Source organism: Vibrio sp. 10N.286.49.B3 (assembly GCF_002873395.1).
In the GTDB taxonomy this organism is placed as follows: Bacteria; Pseudomonadota; Gammaproteobacteria; order Enterobacterales; family Vibrionaceae; genus Vibrio.
On record NZ_MCUV01000011.1, the window covers coordinates 1 to 18,928 of the forward strand.

Consider the following 18,928-nt stretch of genomic DNA (forward strand, 5'->3'; position numbering starts at 1 on the left):
CGCAATGCTCCGAAATATGCACTCAGTTGCTCTCCGTTCTCTGTTTATCAATTAGCTTATAGGTATATACCGTAACAGTGGTAATTTAATCATTTTTTAACACACTCCAGGTGTAAAAGTAAGAAATTAAATAGGAGAAAAGTATGGTAAATAATATTAGAAACATTTCAATCTTGGTTATTTGTTTAATGATGTTAGGATGTGCAAGTAATCCAGTGACGGTAATAGATAAAAGGTATGGAGTAATCAAGCAAGAAAAGAAACTCCATGTTAATACAAAGAGCGGTTTGGCGACTATTGGAGGTGCTACAGCAGGAGGCCTTATAGGTAATCAAATTGGGGGTGGTACTGGTAAAGTACTAGCTACGATAGGTGGTGCAGTCATCGGAGGGACTAGTGCTCGAAAAGTGACAGAAAAACAAGAGATCAATTTTGAATATCTTGTTTTAATGAGCGATGGTGAGCGTTTTATTCTCGAAACAAAAAAGAATAGAAAGAAGATAGGAAGTCGAGTATTAGTAGAACGTTTATCTAACGGTAGAGAGCGTGTATTCGTATTGTAGTGTATCCTTCGTGGGCGGTCATTCTTGAAATTATTTCGAGACGTTACTCGAACTCGATAATAAACCGACTCATAGCTTGACGCCAGTTTTGAATGGGCATCGTCCATTTCTTGCTGTCATCTTTGATTGCTAGGTACACCATTTTGGTAGTGACCTCATCGTTGGGATGAGCTTCCGCTTTTTTTAGTGCTTTACGTATCACGCTGTTGAGAGACTCAATAGCATTGGTTACGGATATCTTCTGGATAGTTGAACAGCGTATTGATATTCTGCCAGTGATTGCGCCAGGACTTAGATATTTGCGGATATTGACCTATCCCAGACGCCACTAAAACGCTCCAGTTCGAGTAGAACTTCATCTTCTTAAGCGCTTTCTTGTTAATATTGCCTATCCTTAGCTTTTAAGGCTTAGTGTAGGCAATTACACAGAATTTAGGACAGTCTCTCTCGCCTCGTCACATATGTTGAATCTTATATTAAACCATTAGTTTTTTATAGTCTCCAACTAACTTAATAGAGCTGGTAATTCCACTTTCAAATTTATACCTAAACCCAACTTCGTAATCTCCAGTGTTAATCACTACGGAATCATTTCCACGACTGTATACACTTACAATATCATGCTGATTTTTATCTTTAACTCGTGAGTACTTAGCACTATTTTTCCTACCATAAACAGCAATAATATGGTTTTTATTTGTATCAAGAATTAAATTAACAGCATCAGACAGTTTACTTTTTTCAATATCATTAATTTTATCCATTAGACAATCCCTTAGCGTTCTCAAAAAAACATCTCGATAGTCATCCATATGTGGAAAATCTGTGAATCGAGCTTTAGACACTCCATTTTTATTTGCATGGGAATTAATATGTTTAGATAATAAATTGATACTTTTTTCATTACCATCGAAAAATTTATTTAGAAAACACAGCCTTGCTTCTTCAAAATAAGAGTTAAACTCTTCTTGATGTTTTGGTGAACTAAAGTAAGATGAAATTAGGCTTTTTGCACCCATATTTTTAGATAAAATTTGGCTAATACTTGTTGCGCATTTTAGTGAATATGCGATCACTTTATTTGAATCTGTAGTAATTTCTAAGTCATCGGTATTTCTAAAACCAGATGCTCCAGAGGCAATACCAATATCTTCAATGTTAATTACATTATCTTCACCAATATGCTTTTTAATTTCATTAGCACTTAAATCACCAATGTGTTTTAGCGAAGCAATATTGTCATCACTAAAAAGTGACAAATGAGAATTTCTTTCAATTTCATCTAATAATGGAGATTGAAGTTGTGATTCAGGGTATACCTGTTTGAGAGTTAAAGCTGTAAAGTATTGGTGAAGCTTACCAGCTGAATCAGATTTACTAGGCATTAATATTTTCCTTTTAAAAAAGAGGTTAAATTAGAGGTTTTATAAACAAAACTCTATTGATAATAGCTTATTTTTAAATACCCTTATAATATAACCTGCCACATAGACAAAATCTGTCTATGTGGCAGGTCATTTTACGTTATATACTGAAGGTTATAACGTAAAATGATATAATTAAAAAAATATAAGATTCTAATTAATAAAGAAGAAGTGATGGAAATTTCAAATATATATTGCTCAAACTGTAAAAAGGATACAGATCATGAAATTTATGAGTTTATGGACGTTGATTACGATGAGAATGGTTACGCATTGTATTCACTTATTCGCCAGGAGATATGTTCAGATTGTAATCAACAATTATGTGACCAATTAACAAAACCTAAGTAATATACTACTCGCTCTTAATTGACAATAGATATTATATAGTAGATGGCACCTTTAAACAGGCCGACAAATTAGTTAGGTTTGTGGGGTGCTATACCTGTTTGAAAATGCCGAAGATTAAGGGACATCGGCACTCACATTTTTTATTATGCTTATATACTTTTCAAATATCAACGAAATATACACTATAACAATGCTATGTGGTTATATAATATACAATATTAAATAAATTAGTCCTGAAGTAATAAGTTCGGGCTATTTTGGTTATCTAAGCCACGTAAATAACGCAGAACCATAGTGTTACTTTTCCAGTCACCCAATTGTATTAACTGTGTCAAACTCAATCCAGCGGCATAGCCATCTTGCAAAGCACCGACACGACTTGAGTGGCCGCTCCAAATATCTCGATGAGCATGCGAGCTAGTGACAACGTCACCTTGTTTTTCTAGTAAGGTATGTGCACGCTGATAGATACGATCTACAGTCATGCCAGACATTGGAGTTTGTCGATAAGCAGCGGGCCGTTGACCGAGTGTAGTTAACCAACAAAATATAAAATCGTTGTCATCTAATCCGGAACAATACCGGGATAAATAAGTACGAACTATCGATGAAAACCGTCCAGTTAAGCGCTTAGGCTCTGGGCTAACGCTGGTTTTAGATGTTACACGTTCGATGTTTATATCACCATTATCGAGGATTTTAACGTGTTTTTTGCGGATATTACCTATTTCACCTTCTCGTAGCAACGTACCATAAGCTACAGTGAGGAGCGTCAAATCACGAAAAGCTATCGCATAGCCCTCATTTCCCCATAACTGCATGAGCTTATTAAGATGATGTTTTCGAAAGGGTTTCGCTTGCAGTTCAATGATCTGACTACCAGTGAGTTCCATTTCATCTTTAGCTAATGATTTAAAAAATGTGGCAATAATTGGGTCTTTGGTTAAATCCTCAATGCCCATTAGTTTATGAAATAAGCTTAATTGAGCACGATATTGTTTCACACTATTAATGCTCAGCCCTTCAAGGCGTAATGCTTTGAACCAATTCGCTAAAAATGTCGGTTGAATAGGAAAACTGTATAGCGATTCATTTTTGCAGAAGGCATCCCACTTACGGATCACAAAGGCAAGCATTTTAAGCGTGTTTGCACTGAGTCCGCCACGGTTATCTTCAAATTGTTGCAGGTTAGCCAGTGCTGTAGGGAGTAATAGCCAATCAGGGGCAAAGCTGTCACTTAAGTCTGGGAAATTGAGTTTGAAGCGTTTTAGGCTTTGTTTATTTTCATCCCATAATTGCTCTGTTTCATCCTGAGATTTCAAATGTGACAATGTCACTTGATTGGTTTTTACCATCGGGGTGTTTTTGGTTTTCATATCCCGAGCCTTAGAGTTCAAGTGTGATATAACATTAATTATATCACACTCAGGGCGAGGAATAAAAAATAATGGATGAATACTGCCCATGCAACCACAAACTGTGATAAAGCCGATAACCAAAGCGTGATCATTACAATAGCGACGTCAGATTCAATCAGTGACGTGAAGTTTCAGCCACCGAATCGGATAAATTTGATTCAGTGGCAAAAAATGAAGTTCGTAAAGTGTTAACCTTGGTAATAAAGAGGGGTTGATAGTAAATGAAATGCGAATTTGAGTTTGTATGTAACCGTAAGTGGGAAGATTTAATTGAAACTGGCAATGAGACTATGAGGTTTTGTTCACATTGCTCCCAGAATGTTTATTTAGCCCGGGATAACTTTCAATTAGAGCAATTGGCAAGTAAAAAACTTTGTGCTTACTTTGCCCCTATTGAGTCACCGAAAACTACAACTGAGCCCTACCTTGAACTAACAGGATTGCTGGGGCGTGTAGTCTCAAAATAAGCATAATTGATTATTTTAAGACCACACAGACTTTTTTAAATAGCTCACTGGACAAAGGCACAAACATACATCGCATCGACTCCAATGGAAGGCGTTGATTCTACGCTGATCGGAGAGATCTTTAGTAAAGAGTTAAATGGCTATCACCACAGTGAATGCGATGCCTGAAGGCACTACCGACTCGGCAGATAGGCTTCCCAACGAGCGGGGTCACCAATATGCTCTTGAACAGCCTCAATAAACATTCTTGCCAACTTGGTGTGCTTTCGATGAGGATATATTGCATAGATCGCCGTATCCATGGTTGAAATATGGTGATCAGGTAGTAAGGGAATCAAGTTTGACTCATCCAATGACTGATTTAGATTCGATAAGTCAACCAGCGCATACCCTAACCCATCTGTCACAGCATGAATTAAGGTTTTTACATCACTCACCTTATACCTAGGCCTCATTCTATGAGTTGTGTATTGATCGCTCCCTACTGCGTGATTGATTCTAAGCTGATCCAGTGTGATGTCATCATTACCATACACAACGGCAGGCATCCTAATTAACTCTTCTGGAGATGTCGGATCGCCGTGCTGTCGAATGAACGCTTTAGAGGCTATTAAAATAAAGCGAGTATCGGCTATTTTTTTAGCTATAAGGTTCGAATCTAACAACTTTCCAATACGAAAAGCCAAGTCAAAATTGTCCGAGATTATGTCTGATTTCTTATCATTTAACACATGCACAACCTGTATTTCGGGATACATGCGCATAAACTGAGTAATCACTGGTTGCAGGTATTCAGAGCCAAAGTAGATAGGTGAAGTAATGCGTAGAATGCCTTTAGGTTCAAACTGATAAGCATCTGCGATAAGCTTAATAGTATCCAAGCTATTTTTCACCTGAAGGGCTTGCTCATATATCTCTTCTCCTGCCGACGTCAGCGAGAACGAACGCGTCGAGCGATTAAGCAGTTGTACGCCAAGTTCATGTTCCAGTTTCTTTATCTGTTTAGACAAAGAAGAGTTGTCCATGTCGTGCAATGCGGCCGCTTTGGTAAATGAGCCTTGTTGAACAACATCTAAAAAGAGCAATAGCTGGCTGCTACTTGGCATATCTATACCTCCTAAACTCATATAACCAAAGCTGCATAAAGATAAACTCAGTCAGCGTACTGCATCAACATAATCGATTTTGGCTCTTTTTGCGACCCTGTAAATAATTCTGTGTAACAGCTCTTGGTTACAAGTATTCAGTTAATCGGTCTGAACATTGCCTTTGCTACCTTTAAAGACATTTGCCACCTCTTCAACATTGTCAACAACGCGTCTAGCATGGGGTAAAAATCTCACCATCATGAGTCAATGTAATGGTTCTTGTTGAGCGATGGAACAGTTTTACGCCCAGCACACCTCCTAATTGCTGGACTCTTAAATTCCAAAGTCTTCGCCAGTTCGAGGAGCATATTCAGCACACTCGCACCAAGGAATGTAAGGTGATGATTTTATTATTTTTAATTATAACTATAAACGATAACCAATAGACCAAGATATTGTACTGTAGTCGGTGTTTTCATAGTTTGAAAAATCCAATCGAAAATCAGAGTATATGTGGTTACCAATATCAGCTCGAACACCTACTCCTAAAATAAAGCTCATATCCTTAAAAGATTCATGACGAGTGTCGCTATTGATTGAATATACGTTTTTTTCACTTTGTCGTGCTAACCCTAGAATCCCATATGGTTTTATTGCATAACCATCAAGATCGAATTTCTGACCAATATCAGTATCAATTTTAAAATTGTACCCATCTATTTTTGACTCTGTATTTTCGATTCTTCGATTACTTTTATTCGTTGAATAAGATAGGTTGATGCCAAAGACATGGTTAAAATCATAACCGTACTCTAATCGAACCCCATCCCCCCAGCCTGAATCTGAGTTACTCAACCAATCAGGGTTTTCAGTATTAGAGTAGCCAATACCTATACGATGCTGACCATGAAAATCATTTGCAAATGAAAAAATTGGTATAAACGATAAAGCTACAAAGGTAATATATTTAATGCTCATTATGCTCTCTATAATTCAGTTACCCCAACTGGGTAGGCGCATACTAGGCATTAATAATTTCTAGGTCTAATCGTAAGCCCTTATCTCCCTGATAAGCTATTATTATAATCTTACTAAGTTTAGTATGTACCAAATATGCCCTGATGTGCTCAGAGAGAGAGTAATGAGAGACCTTTTTTATAGATTAGATTTAAATCTACTGAGAACATTCCTTGTATTATCACAAGAAAAAAATATGCGTAAAGCATCAAAGAGGTTATCAGTCTCACAACCAGCTCTAAGCCAAGCTCTACAAAAGCTTCGGCACCATTTTGAGGATGAACTGTTTGTTAAAGTACCCACGGGGCTTGAACCGACACTATTTGCGATGGATCTGCAAGCAGCTATTACTCCTCACTTAGATGGCCTTTCTAGTGCTTTAAATTCATCTAAAGTATTTGACCCGATTCAAATTGAATCGACTATCACTATAGCGTTATCACCTGTAGTACTTACTTGCTTATCTGGATCGCTTTACAGAAGACTCAGAGAACTGGCACCTAGAGCTAAGATTGAACTGATTAACTGGAATAAATCAACGTGTGATGATATTAAAAATAATGATGTCTTACTTGGTATAAATTATGATTTATCTAATCAAAAAGAGGTTTATACAAAGCATATTATCAATTTAGAAGGAAGGGTTATTGTTAGAAAAGATCACCCTATACATAGAGAATTAGCTAAACCTTCAGATTTTGAGGGATACGATATAGCTTCTTTCATTAATCCAGGATGGAATGACCGTTTTAGTTATGCAGCAAATATTATGCAATCGCATGGTTATAAGGTCAATGTAGCTTTTCGATCAGAGATGGTAATGGCATTAATTGATGTAATATTACACACGGACATGATCATGCCTCATTCAAATTTGTTTCCGTTGGAACTTTACCCAAATTTGCGGGCGATAGATGTTGAAATAAATAAAGAGGAAAAAGAGTTACCACTATTTAGCCACTTCCATGTAAAAAATAGAAATAACGCCCTGGTTGCTTGGCTTCATTCTGAAATCACTACGTTGCTTCATAATCAAGTAAAGCTATCTTGGTAAATAGCAATACGCGATGCCGCTTTATCGCCAAGATTCCCTGCTTACCCAATCGGGTATCGAGCATTCAAACACTAGCAATCTAAGTTGAATAAAAAAAAGCCACTTAATGAAAAAAGTGGCTTTTTTATTTTTTTACAATGTACATACTATTTCTTTCTTTTACAGTGTTACGATTTATGTTGAAACTTGTTCGTTTTACTACTGATGATGTTCTATCAGTACTTAAAGCTTAGTCTAATTGCTAGTCTTGTCAATAAAATGTCCCGCATCGATGCAGGACAATATAATTAGAGTGGATTACCTCTCTGCCAAAGGTGCACTATCAAACTTAATCCCAGACCAACCAGATTGAATGAAATTTCTAATGTTACCATGATCTTGACCTTCAGCATTCTGAAGAACATCCACACGATAGAAATCACCAAAGCACGCTAATGTCTCGTCTGTACTCAAGTTGTGAAGCTGACCAAAAGCAAAAATCTTACATGAGCCATTATTCGTATTCGCTTCGTTATTCACTGAACCATTAATAAATGCTGTTGGCATAAAGCTATAGTAGCCATCAATAATAGCCATTGTATCGTTAAAGCCGATAGTTTCAGGTTGAGATTTTAACTGGCTAAGAAACTGTTTTAATTCCATGTATCTGATTCCAATATTCTATTTAAAGTACTCATACTGCGTACAAAAATGCACAGAGTCAAATCTATCATCTACTTAGTTAAAACATGGAAAGCGCAAGTTGTAAAATAGCTTTAACATCTTCTGTTGCTTCACCGTTCATCATTTGTGATTGAGCAAAACTTATCTGAGCGTATATGTAAATAGCTATAAATCGACAGTCTAAATTAGTTTCATTTATCTCGTTTCTTGCCCTCGATCTCTCTATCCATGCTGTAAATTCGTCAATGACATGTTCGTATGTACGATCAATCTGCTGCACTGTAGATTCTCCTAAGTGCATCTGAAACGCTTTCATATTGGTAAATAAACAGCCTTTAGGCATACCTAAGTTGTTATCAACGCTGGTGCTATAGTGTATTAAATGGCTAAGCGTTTCATTAAAAGGGGCGTCATTATTTAAGAGGTCAACAACAGGGTTAAGAACCGTGTTCTCATAATGCTCTAATACTGCACACATCAAACCATCTTCATTACCAAACTCTCGATAAACGCTTGGCTTAGATACATTGGCTATCTTACACAACTCATTAATCGAAACCTGATTTATGCCATTTTCCCAATAGCTTTGCTGTGCAATATCTAAGACAGAGTTACGATCAAACGTCTTAGGTCGACCACGTGATGTTTTTTTATCTACACTCATATACGTACCACTCGGTATTTTATTGTTGACATAGGTTGTGATGGAACTTAAGATACCACCCAGTACTTAATTAAACAAGCAACAACTGAGGATATAATAATGGAAACACAAACGGTTTTACTTACTGGTATTTCGGGCTTTATTGGCCTTCATATAGCAAAAGACCTTTTAGACAAAGGGTTTCATGTTCGAGGATCGATTCGTAACATCAAAAGAGCCGACCAAATAAAAAAAGTCCTGCAAAATTCATCGGCAGATGTAAGTAAGCTTTCATTTGTTGAATTAGATTTAACCTCTGATAAAGGATGGGACAATGCCACTGAAGGCTGTGACTATTTACTGCATGTCGCCTCTCCTTACTCTGTTGCAAACCCAAAAAATGCTGACGATATGATTAAGCCAGCAGTTGAGGGATCATTACGTGCATTACGTGCTGCTAAGAAAGCTGGTATTAAAAGAGTTGTACTTACTAGTTCAACATTAACCATGATGGCAACGATGAAAAGTGGAACATTTGGACCGAATGACTGGGCTGACACCAACTCTAAGGACATCAGCACCTATGCCAAAAGTAAAACCCTGGCAGAAAAAGCAGCATGGCAATTTATGGATGAGCAAAATGATGACTCTATGGAACTTGTATCCATAAGCCCTGGTGGTGTTTTTGGACCACCATTAGGTAGTGACATTACAGGGCAATCACTAACAATGATTGATAAAATGCTCAAAGGTAAAGTACCCATGATCGCTAACATAGCTATGCCAATGGTTGATGTCCGTGATGTCGCTAAGATTCATGTACAAGCAATGACACATCCTGATGCAAAAAACCAACGCATTATTGCCTCTCATTCGGAGCCTAACCGTATACTAGAAATAGCTAAAACATTAAAAAATGAAGGGTATCAAGGCCCGAGTGTTCGTACTGCCCCTGATCTATTACTACGTGTCATATCCCTTTTTGATGATGAAGCAAAAGGTATGGTCGGTTTGTTAGGTAAGACTGTTCATGCCGATAATAGTAAAACAGTAGACATGTTTGGTTGGAGTCCCCGTCCGTTCACACAGTCTGTACTCGATTCTGCAAAAGCAATCAAAGCGATACAAAAAAAATCGTAACCACTAACTGGTCTAGGTGCTTACTAACAGCACCTAACTACCGTAATTTACATTGCTTATCTACTGATGACCCTCCCTCTACGCTAGAATTATCTTGTGCCAATTTTAAGCTTCCTATACACCGATGCACACTGTTGGTGATAAACCAATATGGTTAGTATCATCATCTTAACCTTTTCGTCTGCTAGATCAGCTTAATACGGTTTAAGGCACTGTTTTTTATATTTTTAAGCTATTCCACTTCACCGGCAGGTAAGAGGAATGTTTTTTGCCTACTCTATAAGTAGCACGCTTCAAACCTGCACATTTGTATGAAAAGTACCGTAGGCTCATAACACGTGCTACTTCAAGGGATATAAATTAATAAGGGAATATATGCTAAATAGAACATTAATAGCGCTATGTGTAGCGTTAGCCACAACTTCCGTGCAGGCCTCGCCTCAAGTTACCGACAATATCGCACCTGAGTTAACCAGTAAGATCACAGATAAACAAAGTGTTGTAGCAAAAGAGTTTATGGTCGCAGCGGCACATCCATTAGCCGTACAAGCAGGTTATGAAGTTTTGAATAATGGTGGGACAGCAGCCGATGCCTTAGTTGCTGTACAAACTGTTTTAGGTTTGGTTGAACCACAGTCATCAGGACTCGGTGGCGGTGCTTTCCTTGTGTATTATGATGCCAAAAGTAAGAGAATAACCACCTTTGACGGGCGTGAAACTGCGCCACTCGCTGCTAAACCTGAATTGTTTCAGGATGAAAATGGGGAACCACTTAAGTTTTTTGATGCTGTAGTCGGAGGGCGTTCAGTTGGTACACCTGGAACGGTCAAACTCATTGCGACTATGCATGAAAAATACGGTAATAAAGAGTGGTCTGATTTATTACTTCCAGCCAGTACCTTAGCAACGGATGGCTTTACAGTATCAGAACGATTAGCTTCATCTATCGCTGGAGATAAAGAACGCTTAAGCCGCTACCCTGACACCCGAGGATACTTTTTCAATGCTGATGGTGAGCCATTGCAAGAAGGCAGTGTGTTAAAAAATAAGGCATATGCTAAAACTCTGGATATATTGGCAAAAGGAGGGGCAGAAGCATTCTATTCTGGGCAGATAGCGAGTGACATTGTCACAAAAGTAACAAGTATAGAAGATAACCCAGGATATTTAGCTTTAGAGGACTTTGCTACTTATAAAATTATTGAACGTGAAGCCACTTGTGCTGGTTATCATCAGTATGAAGTATGTGGTATGGGGCCTCCTAGCTCTGGTGCATTAACCGTTGGGCAAATTTTAGGTATTTCGAGTCACTTTGACCTTAAAGCGCTAGGTGCTGACGATCCTAAATCATGGCAAATCATAGGCGATGCGTCTCGATTGGCATTTTCTGATCGTGGGCGATATATGGCTGACTCCGATTTCGTTCCTATGCCAGAAGGTTTGCTCGATGAAGAGTACCTAAAAAGTCGTGCGGCACTGATTACAACGGGTAAAGCCTTAACAACCGTAGAGCCAGGAAATCCACCATGGAGAAATCAAATCGCGCAAACTGACGATCAATCAATCGAACTACCATCAACAACACACATCGTCATCACAGATAAAGAAGGCAACATTATCTCGATGACCAGTACTGTCGAAAACGGCTTTGGTTCGCGTGTAATGAGCAACGGCTTTATCCTGAACAATGAGCTAACTGACTTTTCGTTTGCTTCATATAAGGATGGGTATCCAATCGCTAACCGTGTTGAGCCAGGGAAACGTCCACGCTCATCAATGTCACCAACCATTGTTATGGAAGATGGTAAACCTTATATGGCACTTGGTTCACCGGGTGGCTCGCGAATTATAGGTTATGTTGCAAAAACCTTAATTGCACATTTCGACTGGGGGATGGATATTCAAGATGCTATTAATATGCCGCATTTAGTTAACCGCTTTGGTACCTATGAATTAGAAGAAGGGACGCCAGCAGAAACTCTGAAAGAACCATTAGAATCGATGGGTTTTAAAGTCAACATTCGAGATCTTAATTCAGGTCTACATGGTTTTGTATTTAATAAAGGTAAACTGATCGGTGGTGCGGACCCTAGGCGTGAAGGTATCGCCATGGGAAACTAATGGTATTAAAAGTTAAATAAACAGCAGTACTTTTATGGGCAGAGTGGATACACTAAACCAGCCCAAAGGAGCATACAGAATATTGTTTGCTATCCAAGGTGATTTATCCAATTTTTTAGACACATAGCTAATTAATATGAATGAATCAGTCCATATTATTTCGCTTTCTGAAACAAATTACTCTCTATAAAAAAGCCGCCAACATAACTCATGCAGGCGGCTTTTGAACTTATTCAAATCTGAAATTAATCACCTTGGCGATAACGTTGTTCGACTTCATCTTGAGCCTCAAACTCATCAAACTCGATAGGTGTTATTTCATCTGAGCTGAATCTAAGAACTGCTGGGGCTGAATAATTAGGAACATTGTCGTAATTAAATACAGAGTAGTACTTAGCCAAGTTAGCATTACCTAATTTATCAAAGGTATAACCATCTTTACCCGCATATAACTTCACCCCATCAAACGGCGAACGTGGTGGGTGAAAACTATTTCGTACTACATAAGTACCTACCCAATCTTTGTCCTTCGAGTTGTCCCACATCAGTTTAACCATCCCCCCTTCAATAGCAGCCTTGAAGTTATCTGGTGTCTCTAATGCTTGCTTACGACGTTCTATATACTCGACTACAAGCTGGGTAGAAATGGTGCCGTCATTTGACTCGGTTTTCCACTCAACCAGTGCATCTTGTTGACGAGAGGCCGATGTAGCCTTGATAACAAACTTGACCGATCGGTTGTTATCATAGCACTCTTCAAGATACTGACGAGCTGAACTATCAAACATAAATGTCTGTCGAGCTGTTTGAGCCAAATCTTCACTGCTGACTTCATAGCCGATAAACTCAAGCGGCTTTTCAGTACTCAACTGCTCAAAAGTTGGCTCATCAAGATCTACCATTTCAACCAAGAAACGCATTGGCTGGCTAATGCCTTTGAGGGATGCACTCTCTAACACAAAGTAAGCATTAGTGAACACAACATCGCTCTCTTCCGAGATACTAGGAAAAGAAAAGTCCACGACTCCAAAGATACGCTCTCCATTCTTATCAAAGCCACTTTGCAACTTGCTTGCCACTATCTCGTTTGCATTGATAGTATGATAAGCGCTTGCTCCAACCGCCATTTGGAACGGCTTACGATGATAGACCAGATTAAGGTTTGGTCGATAATGGATACCACCACCAAAACGGCCATAACCAATATCAAACTGCATCATTTGGGAGTCATTCCCTCTTGGCAAGACTACTGGACCTTGCAATCTTAATAGCAAACGACCTTGCTCTAGTTGTTGCTCAATCAGCGATTTTTCTATTCCACTAAAGTGCCAGCTTTTCCAAATTCCCTGTGTTAGCTGATCTGAATCGATCGCATCGCCAAGCGTTTGAATTGGAATCGCGTTGTGGATCTGATCAAAATCCGTAATATCACGAATATCATCTGGGTTAAGAATTGATACCGACCACTCACCATAGTTTTCAATTTTGGCCCCTACTCGGTTCATAGGGTAAAGCGAAAACAATGCATCTTTGATCTTGGCATCCGTTGGGATTCGGCTCATATCGTAATCGATGACGCCATAACAGATCCCTTTCGTTTTATTTACACCAATAAAGAGTGAATTATTACCAAAATGCTCAGCATTATTCGTTTTGGTCTTTTCCCCGACATAACCAATTTTTTCAGTACTAGGGAAAAGCGTAAACGAAAATTCATCACGTTCAAGTAAGGTTTTAATCTTTAGCTCAGGCGCAAATGCCGACTTAATTCGGTTTACTCGATTCACTTTACGTAGGTTATAAAAATAGCGTCGCCCCGATTTCAGTTGCTTATCGGTATAATTAAGTTGTGATGTAATCGCAATCAAATTATCGCGGGTACAAGGCGCTTTAGGCGTTTCACTGCGGTAGATTTTGTAATAACAACCATCATCTTCCGTACCTGGCTCCCAAACTAGTTCAACAGTATTGGCTGTCATTCCTTTGGTAGAAAAACCCTCAGGGCGACCAGGAGCAAGCTTAGAATAATCAATGGTTGTTCTTAGTGCATATAGCAGAGCAGGGATATTTTCATCAACACTTTGCGACATGTTGATCAGGTAATCAGGTATGTTACGACTCCCCACTTCAACCACAGTAGACAGGATGCCACGGTCATAATAATACTCACGCCCACTACCATGGATAAGGTTAGCAGGCGGCTTACCACGATGAATACCATACTGTCGCTTAGTAACCTTGTGGATCTCCCTAGCCATGTTCGCACAAAGAATATTGAGATCCGTACCTTCGATTTCAGCCTCATGATTAAACTTATGAGCAGGAAAAAACACATTTCCTTGCGAATGGTAATCAAGAGCTACACAAATATTGTCATGCCCTTCAACAAACTGTTTGATGGCCTGAGTTTCAGGTTCAGAAAATGCTGCAGGGCCGCCATAGATATTGGCGCTAGTTTGTGTTGACTTGCGGAAGTTAATGCCAAAATTTCGGTTCAGATCGACCCCAAATGTCCCATCACCATTATCACGACGATTTTTACGCCAAAATGAAAAGTGCTTTCGAGAGTATTCAAAGCCATCAGGATTAAGGCAAGGAACCATGTACAGAGTATTTCGAGCCAACGCTTCGACTACATCAGGATTAGATGGGTAGTTATCGAGCAGGTACTGGATAAAGCTAACGGCAAGTTCAATACCTATCCACTCTCGGGCATGAATAGTTCCAGTATACAGTAATGCCGGTTTTAGGTCGGCATAGGCTACATCCTGTGACATCGTTACCATCATAATCGGTCGACCTTCATGGGTATTCCCAATACTTTGCAACCGGATCAAATCTGGGTATTTCGCCATCGCCTCTTCCAGCAACTCCATCATGCCCTGGTAAGAGATATATTGCTTTTTCATCCAACAACCTCAACATCACTGCATGCAACTTTTGCACAATACTCGCGCCATGCATCCATGATAATAGCGAGCTTTTTATGTTTAATGTTTTTAAACAGCAATAGAGCTTCAGGCTCATGATTCAATACTCGGCAAGTTTCTGCAGCACCAAGCGTCGAGACAATGTTATTCGCTAAGACCTTACCGACTGTTTTAACCCCAAGAAAGAAAGCAAGTAACTCTTCTTCACTCGGTTGTTTTGCTTTATTTTCGGCTAGAGGAGCAATATCAACCTCTGCTTCTAGCTCAATACCAGTATCAATGCACTCTAAATCAAGCTCAGTTTTAACCACAGATTCATTACCAGTAGCAATCACTTTATAAGGTGTATTTCCTTGGAAGTTCCATGCTTCACTTGGCCACTCTTCCTCATTTAGATAGCTCGTTTCCAGCAATCGGTAACGCTCATCATTTGGTGCATACTCACCAGTGTCAGTAGAATAATCAGCTTGGCCGAAGGTAATATAGCGCATCGTTCGTAAGAGTGATGGGTGGATCTTACCTATTTCTTCCCAGTTGCGATGAGAGAAATATGGTTTACGGAAACCTTTAGGGTCTAATAACCACATCAAGTATTGACCAATCCAGTCACGGATATAAGGGAAAGCTGCAAACGCCGAAGCACACTCTAAAATGGTGTAATCATCATCCATGCTTACTGCAATATCACAAGCCCAATATTCAGCATTGGCTGCCTTCGAGGCTTTAACAGCAAGTTCAAGCACAGCATCAGGTACTGCCTGATAATCCATACTACCGCCCTGGCTAGTATTAGTTAGCCATTCACCTTCAGGTGGGCGTCGCCAGAAAGCACAAACCGGTTGGTGACCAATAAGCATAACTCGGATATCAGCTTTCATTGGTACGAAGTCTTGAATGTAGGCTGGGTAATAACGTTTTTCAGAAAATAGGCGAAGTGCTTCTTCAGCGTCATCCACTTTATGGACAAAGTAACCGCCATAGTTAGATGGACCATAAGATCGCTTAACAATCTTCGGGTATTCAGCATTAGTTAGAAAGTTCAGGGCCTCTTCCACTTCATAAAAAATACGGGTACGTGGGATCGGTAAATCGTATTTTTCACAAAAATGAGTCACATTTTCTTTAGACTTATTACTGAATTGGCTATCAACCGATGGCAAAAAACGCACTTCAGGTAATTCACGGGCAATATCACGGAATGTTTCATAAGCGGTGGCAGGGATGTTACCAATAAGCACATCAATTTTTTTGCGTTTTACTTCAGCAATAAAACGCGCTTTATCATTACCCCAATGATAAGTAACTTGTTCAATTTTATCTGGCCACCCTTTGAAATTTGAGCGGTTGAAAAAGCGCAGTACATGGTCAAGGTACAATAAGCCAATTTTAGGACGGTTGTGGGTCAGGGTGTTCATACTGCTGCTTCCTCGGTACGCAAATTAGGAGTGGTTAGTGTTTCGGGTAATGAAGGGATAAAAGTGTTTATTGGTTCTTTACTGCCTTTGCTGACAGTGCGGTCGATAAGGTCAACCAAGTAGTTAATCTTAGTATTATTGAAATCAAGACCAATGGCTTCTTGTTCTGGCGTAGCAAAGGCAGGGATACCATTCACTTCAATGACCACATATTGTTGATGCTCGACATCATAGATAATATCAACACCCGCTACTGCCAAGCCGGTCGCTTTGGTTGCTTTTAGTGCAAGTTCGATCACTTCAGGGCTAGGCTCTCGCTTAATAACACTGCCCCCGCTGGTCACGTTTGTTTTCCAACTGCCTGGTGCAGCCTTACGACCATAACAAGCGACATATTTATTATCGACAATATCAACACGGTAATCGGAGTAATCATTTTCAATGACACGTTCAATATAAAACTGGGGGGCCGATTGCTGATGAATAAATGGTAATAACAACTCAAGATCGCGTTCACTCTCAAGCTTAATAATGCCATTGCCACCCCAGCCGTCTACTGGTTTGCAAATCGCCTTTCCACCCCAAAATTTCATATGATCTCTAACCTGTTCCAAATTATGCTTGCTGCAGATAACATAATCTGTTGCCGTAAGCCCGTTTGTTTTTAGGACGTGTGCCGTACGAAATTTATCTTCAGTTAATGCAAATGATTTATAATCGTTAATCATTGGCATCATCGTATTTAGCACCTGATACATATAAACCTGATATGGTGTCTGCTGACCTGCGTTATACGAAAAGAACAAATCAAGTTCATTAAGTTGCTGCCCATTACACATAATGCTGCCATCAAAGGCTGTCGCTTGCGCTAAGTTTAATCCAGTTAAAGCGTCAATTTCTCGCTCTCGGAGCTTACTGACGATCTTCTGTTCTATTTCCTTACCTCCGCAGTTTTCATACATCCATAAACCGACCCGCTTCCTTGCCATATGTTACCCCTTTGTTGTGACTTGCTAATTATTTTGACTCAATATTGTCATTAGAACGCCAAGAATGTTAATGTACTTTAACATCATAGTGTTGCATATTTGTTATGGCAGTGACCTATGTAGAATTTTAGATATATTATCTCGATAAAAAAACATTAAAGATTTGTGAAAGGAATAAGTAATGGGAACTATCAATTTCGCTGACCTACAAACACTGATCTCAATAAACTCCTGGACGGGAAATAAGGAAGGCGTTGATCGTAACGGAGAGGTAATGTCAGAATGGTTGACATCGTTGGGCTTTAATATCGAAATTTTCCACCGCGAGAACATTGGAAACCACCTGTGGTTTACTTCGCAACATGATGAGCATGCTCCTCGCATCCTTTTGCTTGGTCACTTAGATACCGTTTTTCCTCCAGGAACTTTCGAGGGTTTCAGAGAAGATAAAGACTGGGTATATGGGCCAGGGACCTGTGATATGAAAGGGGGCAATTTTGTCGCTTTGAGTGCTTTGCGCAATATATTTCAAAAAAATGGTCAGATCCGCAATATTGATGTGTTATTAGTCAGTGATGAAGAAACGGGCAGTGATGACAGCAAATTTGTCACCCGACAACTAGCTCAACACTATGATGCCTGTCTCGACTTTGAAGCTGCAGGGCCAACACATGAGGTTGTTGTTGGTCGCAAAGGCGTCGCAACTTTCTGTATAGAGTTAAAGGGAGTCGCCGCCCATGCAGGTAACAATTACCATCTAGGAAAAAATGCCAATCTTGCTGCAGCTAAATTACTGATCGAACTGAGTGAGTTGACCAACACCGATCAAGGTACAACGGTTAACGTAGGAAAAATTAAAGGTGGAATAAGTACCAACACCATTTCTCCTAATGCAGAGTTAATGGTTGAAGCACGATTTACTCAGCCACAAGAACAAGAACGCGTTTTAAATGCGATACCATCTCTAATTCACTGCCATGGTGTCGATGGCGTCATCGCGACTATCAGCGGTGGGTTACAGCGTGATGTTATGATGCCTACCGCAGACCAACAAGTACTACTCGATACGATAACGACGCTGCTAGGCTACCCACTAAAGACTGAACAACGAGGTGGGGTGAGTGATGCGAATATCATGGCAGGGGCTGGTGTTCCGACTTTGGATGGTTTTGGTCCTTTTGGTGATGGTGATCATACCGAGCATGAACGCGCGTCTAAAGCCAGTTTTAAACGTCGAATAACAGAAGTTACGGCTATTCTTGAGTATTATCATCACGCTTAAGGAAAAAACACAGTCGCATTAGCGGGCAGCTAGCGTTAAACTTTAAGTTGCCCCCTACTTATTCTTATCTTAATTTCTGCCCTCACTCCCCTCTTTCAATTGCGTTAAAATCAAAGAGAATATAGCCGTAACATTAAATGCTCACCATACTGAAGACAATCTAAGGGTGAAATAAAAATAGCAGAAATCAATCAGATTACTATTTTATCTGAGTTTAAAGGTTGCATAATGCGACCTGACTTTGTGCCAAAAAGTAAAAAATGAGCTAGAATCCATTTTAAATATCCTGACCCAAAGCGTTAATTTAGCGGCAATTTGAGCCTAATCGAATTTAGTATTAGAAAGCTCATCAATAAAACTCAC

Annotated in this window: 14 protein-coding genes and 2 pseudogenes; 5 read left to right on the forward strand and 11 right to left on the reverse strand. The window is 39.5% G+C overall.

Features of this window, described 5'->3' with window-relative positions; translation table 11 throughout:
- The first annotated feature begins 143 nt into the window (after positions 1-143).
- Positions 144-563 (forward strand): glycine zipper 2TM domain-containing protein, encoded by a 420-nt coding sequence (locus BCU68_RS05845; protein WP_102563862.1) that lies wholly within the window; start codon positions 144-146, stop codon positions 561-563.
- A gap of 43 nt (positions 564-606) precedes the next feature.
- On the opposite strand, the pseudogene BCU68_RS05850 reads toward BCU68_RS05845, so the two are convergent.
- The 6 genes and pseudogenes from BCU68_RS05850 to BCU68_RS05885 form a co-directional block, all read right to left on the reverse strand.
- Positions 607-905, reverse strand: a pseudogene (locus tag BCU68_RS05850) (transposase); the annotation flags it as partial.
- A 134-nt stretch (positions 906-1,039) separates the two neighbouring features.
- Positions 1,040-1,948, reverse strand: a complete 909-nt coding sequence (locus BCU68_RS05855) for a hypothetical protein (protein WP_102563863.1) — start codon at positions 1,946-1,948, stop codon at positions 1,040-1,042.
- Positions 1,949-2,565: 617 nt separating this feature from the next.
- The gene (locus BCU68_RS05860) at positions 2,566-3,714 is read right to left on the reverse strand and encodes a tyrosine-type recombinase/integrase (protein WP_102563864.1); all 1,149 of its coding nucleotides are present in this window, start codon (positions 3,712-3,714) and stop codon (positions 2,566-2,568) included.
- A gap of 682 nt (positions 3,715-4,396) precedes the next feature.
- Positions 4,397-5,329: a LysR family transcriptional regulator gene (locus BCU68_RS05875; RefSeq protein WP_102563866.1), complete on the reverse strand. Its 933-nt coding sequence runs from the start codon at positions 5,327-5,329 to the stop codon at positions 4,397-4,399.
- A gap of 150 nt (positions 5,330-5,479) precedes the next feature.
- Positions 5,480-5,645: pseudogene (locus tag BCU68_RS17155) on the reverse strand (LysR family transcriptional regulator); the annotation flags it as partial.
- Positions 5,646-5,737: 92 nt separating this feature from the next.
- Positions 5,738-6,289 (reverse strand): porin family protein, encoded by a 552-nt coding sequence (locus BCU68_RS05885; RefSeq protein WP_102563867.1) that lies wholly within the window; start codon positions 6,287-6,289, stop codon positions 5,738-5,740.
- Positions 6,290-6,452: 163 nt separating this feature from the next.
- Here BCU68_RS05885 and BCU68_RS05890 point away from each other — a divergent pair, with 163 nt between their 5' ends.
- The gene (locus BCU68_RS05890) at positions 6,453-7,382 is read left to right on the forward strand and encodes a LysR family transcriptional regulator (RefSeq protein WP_241901281.1); all 930 of its coding nucleotides are present in this window, start codon (positions 6,453-6,455) and stop codon (positions 7,380-7,382) included.
- A 297-nt stretch (positions 7,383-7,679) separates the two neighbouring features.
- Here BCU68_RS05890 and BCU68_RS05895 read toward each other — a convergent pair whose 3' ends face one another.
- Positions 7,680-8,024, reverse strand: a complete 345-nt coding sequence (locus BCU68_RS05895) for a HopJ type III effector protein (RefSeq protein WP_102563869.1) — start codon at positions 8,022-8,024, stop codon at positions 7,680-7,682.
- A 79-nt stretch (positions 8,025-8,103) separates the two neighbouring features.
- Positions 8,104-8,709, reverse strand: coding sequence for a TetR/AcrR family transcriptional regulator (locus BCU68_RS05900; protein ID WP_102563870.1), 606 nt, complete (start codon positions 8,707-8,709; stop codon positions 8,104-8,106).
- Positions 8,710-8,808: 99 nt separating this feature from the next.
- Here BCU68_RS05900 and BCU68_RS05905 point away from each other — a divergent pair, with 99 nt between their 5' ends.
- Both BCU68_RS05905 and ggt read left to right on the forward strand, forming a co-directional pair.
- Complete coding sequence (locus BCU68_RS05905) at positions 8,809-9,828, forward strand: NAD-dependent epimerase/dehydratase family protein (protein WP_102563871.1); 1,020 nt, start codon at positions 8,809-8,811, stop codon at positions 9,826-9,828.
- Between the two features lie 375 nt (positions 9,829-10,203).
- Positions 10,204-11,949 (forward strand): gamma-glutamyltransferase, encoded by a 1,746-nt coding sequence (gene ggt, locus BCU68_RS05910; protein WP_102563872.1) that lies wholly within the window; start codon positions 10,204-10,206, stop codon positions 11,947-11,949.
- 245 nt (positions 11,950-12,194) lie between these two features.
- Here ggt and BCU68_RS05915 read toward each other — a convergent pair whose 3' ends face one another.
- From BCU68_RS05915 to BCU68_RS05925, 3 genes are read right to left on the reverse strand one after another with little or no spacing between them, the layout of a single operon-like run.
- Complete coding sequence (locus BCU68_RS05915) at positions 12,195-14,858, reverse strand: M14 family metallopeptidase (RefSeq protein ID WP_102563873.1); 2,664 nt, start codon at positions 14,856-14,858, stop codon at positions 12,195-12,197.
- Positions 14,855-16,294, reverse strand: coding sequence for a hypothetical protein (locus BCU68_RS05920; protein WP_102563874.1), 1,440 nt, complete (start codon positions 16,292-16,294; stop codon positions 14,855-14,857). The genes BCU68_RS05915 and BCU68_RS05920 overlap by 4 nt, the downstream gene beginning before the upstream one ends.
- Positions 16,291-17,283 carry an ATP-grasp domain-containing protein gene (locus tag BCU68_RS05925; RefSeq protein WP_102563875.1) on the reverse strand — a complete coding sequence of 331 codons (993 nt, stop codon included), beginning with the start codon at positions 17,281-17,283 and terminating at the stop codon, positions 16,291-16,293. Before BCU68_RS05925 ends, BCU68_RS05920 begins: the two co-directional genes overlap by 4 nt.
- 181 nt (positions 17,284-17,464) lie before the next feature.
- On the opposite strand from BCU68_RS05925, the gene BCU68_RS05930 reads away from it, so the two are divergent.
- Positions 17,465-18,565 (forward strand): M20 family metallopeptidase, encoded by a 1,101-nt coding sequence (locus BCU68_RS05930; protein WP_102563876.1) that lies wholly within the window; start codon positions 17,465-17,467, stop codon positions 18,563-18,565.
- Positions 18,566-18,928: the final 363 nt, after the last annotated feature.

What these genes read in the sequence shown, in the direction of transcription:
- BCU68_RS05875 (WP_102563866.1), bottom strand. Translation starts at nt 5,329, where the DNA reads ATGCCAAGTAGCAGCCAGCTATTGCTCTTTTTAGATGTTGTTCAACAA.
- BCU68_RS05905 (WP_102563871.1), top strand. Translation starts at nt 8,809, where the DNA reads ATGGAAACACAAACGGTTTTACTTACTGGTATTTCGGGCTTTATTGGC.
- BCU68_RS05930 (WP_102563876.1), top strand. Translation starts at nt 17,465, where the DNA reads ATGGGAACTATCAATTTCGCTGACCTACAAACACTGATCTCAATAAAC.
- BCU68_RS05885 (WP_102563867.1), bottom strand. Translation starts at nt 6,289, where the DNA reads ATGAGCATTAAATATATTACCTTTGTAGCTTTATCGTTTATACCAATT.
- BCU68_RS05890 (WP_241901281.1), top strand. Translation starts at nt 6,453, where the DNA reads ATGAGAGACCTTTTTTATAGATTAGATTTAAATCTACTGAGAACATTC.
- BCU68_RS05845 (WP_102563862.1), top strand. Translation starts at nt 144, where the DNA reads ATGGTAAATAATATTAGAAACATTTCAATCTTGGTTATTTGTTTAATG.
- BCU68_RS05855 (WP_102563863.1), bottom strand. Translation starts at nt 1,948, where the DNA reads ATGCCTAGTAAATCTGATTCAGCTGGTAAGCTTCACCAATACTTTACA.
- BCU68_RS05895 (WP_102563869.1), bottom strand. Translation starts at nt 8,024, where the DNA reads ATGGAATTAAAACAGTTTCTTAGCCAGTTAAAATCTCAACCTGAAACT.
- BCU68_RS05925 (WP_102563875.1), bottom strand. Translation starts at nt 17,283, where the DNA reads ATGGCAAGGAAGCGGGTCGGTTTATGGATGTATGAAAACTGCGGAGGT.
- BCU68_RS05900 (WP_102563870.1), bottom strand. Translation starts at nt 8,709, where the DNA reads ATGAGTGTAGATAAAAAAACATCACGTGGTCGACCTAAGACGTTTGAT.
- ggt (WP_102563872.1), top strand. Translation starts at nt 10,204, where the DNA reads ATGCTAAATAGAACATTAATAGCGCTATGTGTAGCGTTAGCCACAACT.
- BCU68_RS05915 (WP_102563873.1), bottom strand. Translation starts at nt 14,858, where the DNA reads ATGAAAAAGCAATATATCTCTTACCAGGGCATGATGGAGTTGCTGGAA.
- BCU68_RS05920 (WP_102563874.1), bottom strand. Translation starts at nt 16,294, where the DNA reads ATGAACACCCTGACCCACAACCGTCCTAAAATTGGCTTATTGTACCTT.
- BCU68_RS05860 (WP_102563864.1), bottom strand. Translation starts at nt 3,714, where the DNA reads ATGAAAACCAAAAACACCCCGATGGTAAAAACCAATCAAGTGACATTG.